This window comes from Azospirillum sp. B506, from assembly GCF_000333595.1.
GTDB lineage: Bacteria > Pseudomonadota > Alphaproteobacteria > Azospirillales > Azospirillaceae > Azospirillum.
Genome location: NZ_BADK01000912.1, coordinates 1 through 4,200 on the forward strand (window position 1 = coordinate 1; position 4,200 = coordinate 4,200).

The following is a 4,200-nucleotide window of genomic DNA, read 5'->3' on the forward strand; positions in this document are numbered from 1 at the left end:
CGGAATATGAAATGAGCCTGCATTTGTTGGAAACGGCATCGCCGAATCCATGCTGATCGACTATGGCGATTTCACCGTCAACGCGGTGCTGGAAAAGATCGAGGCGCTACCGAAATCCGGATGCTGAGCCGGCATCGCGTGTCAGGCAGGCATGCTGCCGCGGGCGGTGGCCCGTGACATTTCACCCGGCTTTTACCGGCCTGTGGGATAAGTGACGGTTTCCCTGTTGATTGCGACTCGCTGCTGCGCTTAACTGTCGGTTGATGTTGCGCAACAGGCCGGATCCCACAGGGGCAGCCGGCCGTCCGGGGGCTTTCCGTCATGAGCAAGAGGCATGTCCAGATCGGGCAGGTTTTCCAACCGGTCGGCAGCGCAGCCGGTCGCGGCTGGCGGGTGACGGCAACGGTCAACCTGCTGGGCATCCCGCATGCCCGCGTCGTCAGCACTGAAGACGAGGGCGTGTCGAAAACCCTGAGCTGTTCGGTCCTCGCCGACACCAGCCACTACCGCCTGATCGCCTCGGCAGCAGCGGACGGCATGGCGGCGTAATAGCTGCCCGTTGACGTCAGTGATTCGCCCTGTCCCACGCACTGGCGCGGGACAGGCCGGAACCATCTTGTCTACTCCTCCCCCCGCCGCTCGCGCAGCTTGGCCCAATAGTCCAGCCGCTTGCGCAGGTCGCGCTCGAATCCGCGTTCCACCGGCTGATAAAAGTCGCGCCGGGCCATGCCGTCGGGAAAATAATTCTGGCCGGAGAACCCCTCCGCCGTGTCATGGTCGTATTCGTATCCCTTGCCGTAGCCGATGCTCTTCATCAGCTTGGTCGGCGCGTTGAGGATATGCTTGGGCGGCATCAGCGAGCCGGTCTCTTTCGCCGCGCGCACCGATGCCTTGTAGGCGGTATAGCCGGCATTCGACTTCGGCGCCGTTCCCAGATAGATCACCAGTTGGGCCAGGGCCAGTTCACCCTCTGGACTGCCCAGCCGTTCATAGGCTTCCCAGGCAGCGATGGCCTGGGTCAGGGCATTGGGATCGGCCAGCCCGACATCCTCCACCGCAAAGCGGGTCAGGCGCCGGGCGATGTAGCGCGGGTCCTCGCCGCCGTCGAGCATCCGGCTGTACCAATAGAGCGCCGCGTCGGTATCCGACCCGCGCAGCGACTTGTGCAGGGCGCTGATGAGGTTGTAATGCCCCTCCTGCGACTTGTCGTAGAGCGGGGCGCGGCGCTGGATGGTGGCGGCGAGCGCGTTGGTGTCCAACACCGTCTCGCCCGGCAGGGCGAACAGCTCCTCGCACAGGTTCAGACAGAAACGGCCGTCGCCGTCCGCCATCGCCTTCACTGCGGCGCGCGCATCGGCGTCCAGTGGCAGCGGCCGGCCCATCTCCGCCTCGGCCCGCGACAACAGCCTCTCCAACGCGGCGTCGTCCAGCCGGTTCAGCACGAAGACCTGCGCCCGCGACAGCAAGGCGGCATTCAGCTCGAAAGAGGGGTTCTCGGTGGTGGCGCCGACCAGCGTCACGGTGCCGTCCTCGACGAAGGGCAGGAAGCCGTCCTGCTGGGAGCGGTTGAAGCGGTGAATCTCGTCGATGAACAGCAGGGTTCCCTGCCCCGCAACCCGCCGGGCCCGCGCGGCGTCGAAAACCTTGCGCAGGTCGGCGACGCCGGAGAACACCGCCGACAGCGGCTCGAAATGCAGGTCGGTGCTGTGGGCCAGCAGGCGGGCGATGGTGGTCTTGCCGCAGCCGGGCGGCCCCCACAGGATCATGGATGCCAGCCGCCGTGCCGCCACCATGCGGCCGAGCGGGCCGTCGGGCTTCAGCAGATGATCCTGCCCGACGACCTCGTCCAGCGTGCGCGGACGCAACCGGTCGGCGAGCGGACGGGGGGCCGCCGATTCGAACAACCCGCCATCCCCGCCCGAGTCGCCGCGCTTCGCCATGACCGCCGCCTCAGCGCACCGCGGTGCAGCGCTGGTAGCACTGCTTCAGTTGGAAGCTGCAGTTGTCGGTCGGGCTGAAAGGAGTCGAATCGGTGCGGTCGATTCCGCCCTGGTTGCGGGCCGCGACCGAGTCCATGCAGGAATTGTGGCTGCGCTCGCACTGGGCCTGGCAGGACGCGCCGGTGCCGGCGCCGCCATCGATCCGCAGCGACTGGTCGTCGCCGCCGCGCGGGGTGGACGGTCCGGGGACCACGGTAACGGTGGGCGCCGGGCCGGTGGAGGGGCGCGCGGCCGGGTCGGCGCAGGCCGACAGACCGAGGAGGGCCACGGCCACAAGCGGGGCGATGAGACGGACCGGACGGAACATAGCCACGACGGCTCCTATTGTTCTTGTTGTGGGAATGGCTTTGGGCATGGCGGAATGCCACACCCCTCTGGACCAGCCCCCGTTCGCTCCCCACTATGCCGATAACCGTAGCAAGAAGGGAATGACTGAAATGACACCGGAATCGGACGGCAGACCGCCGCACAGCCCGCCCCGCCACCGGTCCTGGCGGTTGCTGCTGGCGCTGCTCGTCCTTGGCCTCGTGATGCTGGCCTCGCGCGTCCTGGCTCTGCCCAACGTCGGCATGGGCGAGATGATCATCCCGCTGCTCGGCGGCCTGTTCGTGGCCGTCGCCATCGTCCTGATCGTGCGCCGCGACCGCGCCGACCGCGCCGCCCTGCCCCCGTCCCGGCGCAACAGCCAGGACCAGGGCATGCCCGACTAGGGTCTGTCCGATGCGTAATGAAGCACCAGACAGACTCTAGTCTTTTGGTTTTCCGTGTGATTCACGTTTCAAGCGATACCGCTTGAAACGATCGCACTCCAGTCCCGGTCAGACGAACTTGAAGCTGAGGAGGCCGCCGACCACCACCACCAGAAGGACGGTGGCCACCAGCATCAACCGCTTCTCGATGATGTGCTGAACCTGCGGACCGTAGAAGTGCAGCAGGATGGCGATCATGTAGAATCGGGAAAAGCGCGCGACGATCGAACAGAGGACGAAGACCGTCAGGTCGAGATGGGCGAATCCGGCGGTGATCGTCAGCAGCTTGTAGGGGATCGGCGTCACCCCCTTCAGGATCAGGAACCAGGGGCCGAACTCGGCGAACATCTCCTGGAAATGCTGGAACGACTCCTGCGCGTTGTAGAAGTCGATGATCATCCGCCCGACGCTCTCGAACAGATAGAAGCCCAGCGCATAGCCCAGCAGCCCACCGAGCAGCGACGCGAGCGCGCAGATGTTGGTGTAGAACCAGAGGCGCTTGGGCTTGCCCAGGCACATCGGCACCAGCATCACGTCCGGCGGCAGCGGGAAGAAGGAGCTTTCGGCGAAGGAGATCGCCGACATCCACCAGACGGCGTCGTCGCGGGCGGCGAGGCGCTGGATACGTGTGTAAAGAGAACGCAACATTCGACCGGCCACATAAGAGAAAACCCTTCCTTCAGGGAAATCCCCGAAGGAAGGGTCTAATATATCACCGATATCGGCGGTTCCGTCCTGTGCGACACGGGATACTGAGACCCGATGCCGCACAGTTGGGAAGACCGGCGCGACTGCCGGTCATGTTACTCGGCGGTCTCGCCTTCGGCCTCGGCGGCCTCCTGCGTCGGGCCGGAGTTCTGGCCCTTGGCAGAGACATCGCGCTCGACCAGCTCGAACACGGCCATGTCGGCGGCGTCGCCGTAGCGGAAGCCGGCCTTCAGGACGCGGCTGTAGCCACCCTGGCGGTCCTTGTAGCGGTCGGCCAGGACGGTGAACAGCTTGGTCACCGTCTCGTTGTCGCGCAGCTGGGCGAAAGCCAGACGACGGTTGGCCAGGCCACCCTTCTTGCCGAGCGTGATCAGCTTGTCGACGATCGGACGCAGGTCCTTCGCCTTCGGCAGGGTGGTGGTGATCTGCTCGTGCTTGATCACCGCATTCGCCATGTTCGAGAACATGGCCTTGCGGTGGCTGCTGGTCTTGCTGAACTTACGTCCCGAAACGCCGTGACGCATGGCGGTCCTCCTTCATGGCATGGCCCCCCTCGGGGAGCCGATCGTGAACCCCGCCGCCCAGTCGTAACGCTGGTACGGCCAAGGGGTCGGGCCGTGCGGCCCTGGGAAATGCGCCCTCCCCGCCTGACGACGGAAAGGGCGCAGGCAAAATGCAGAGATGCTTAGTACGGCTCTTCCAGACGCTTGGCCAGCTCTTCGATGTTCTCCGGCGGCCAGTTC

At 65.4% G+C, this 4,200-nt stretch carries 6 protein-coding genes; 2 read left to right on the forward strand and 4 right to left on the reverse strand.

Going from position 1 to position 4,200, the window contains the following annotated elements; all coding sequences use genetic code 11:
- Nucleotides 1-321 precede the first annotated feature (321 nt).
- Nucleotides 322-549: a hypothetical protein gene (locus I71_RS28335; protein WP_042702100.1), complete on the forward strand. Its 228-nt coding sequence runs from the start codon at nt 322-324 to the stop codon at nt 547-549.
- A 71-nt stretch (nt 550-620) separates the two neighbouring features.
- Here the strand turns inward: I71_RS28335 and I71_RS28340 are convergent, their stop codons facing one another.
- Both I71_RS28340 and I71_RS28345 read right to left on the reverse strand, forming a co-directional pair.
- Nucleotides 621-1,940 (reverse strand): replication-associated recombination protein A, encoded by a 1,320-nt coding sequence (locus tag I71_RS28340; RefSeq protein WP_042702104.1) that lies wholly within the window; start codon nt 1,938-1,940, stop codon nt 621-623.
- Between the two features lie 10 nt (nt 1,941-1,950).
- Complete coding sequence (locus I71_RS28345; protein WP_148294390.1) at nt 1,951-2,313, reverse strand: hypothetical protein; 363 nt, start codon at nt 2,311-2,313, stop codon at nt 1,951-1,953.
- A gap of 124 nt (nt 2,314-2,437) precedes the next feature.
- Here I71_RS28345 and I71_RS28350 point away from each other — a divergent pair, with 124 nt between their 5' ends.
- The gene (locus I71_RS28350; protein ID WP_042702111.1) at nt 2,438-2,710 is read left to right on the forward strand and encodes a hypothetical protein; all 273 of its coding nucleotides are present in this window, start codon (nt 2,438-2,440) and stop codon (nt 2,708-2,710) included.
- Nucleotides 2,711-2,818: 108 nt separating this feature from the next.
- On the opposite strand, the gene I71_RS28355 is transcribed toward I71_RS28350, so the two are convergent.
- Nucleotides 2,819-3,397 carry a YqaA family protein gene (locus tag I71_RS28355; RefSeq protein WP_042702114.1) on the reverse strand — a complete coding sequence of 193 codons (579 nt, stop codon included), beginning with the start codon at nt 3,395-3,397 and terminating at the stop codon, nt 2,819-2,821.
- Between the two features lie 155 nt (nt 3,398-3,552).
- Entirely contained in the window at nt 3,553-3,981 is a 429-nt protein-coding gene (gene rplQ / locus I71_RS28360; protein WP_042702116.1) for a 50S ribosomal protein L17, read from the reverse strand.
- Nucleotides 3,982-4,200 lie beyond the last annotated feature (219 nt).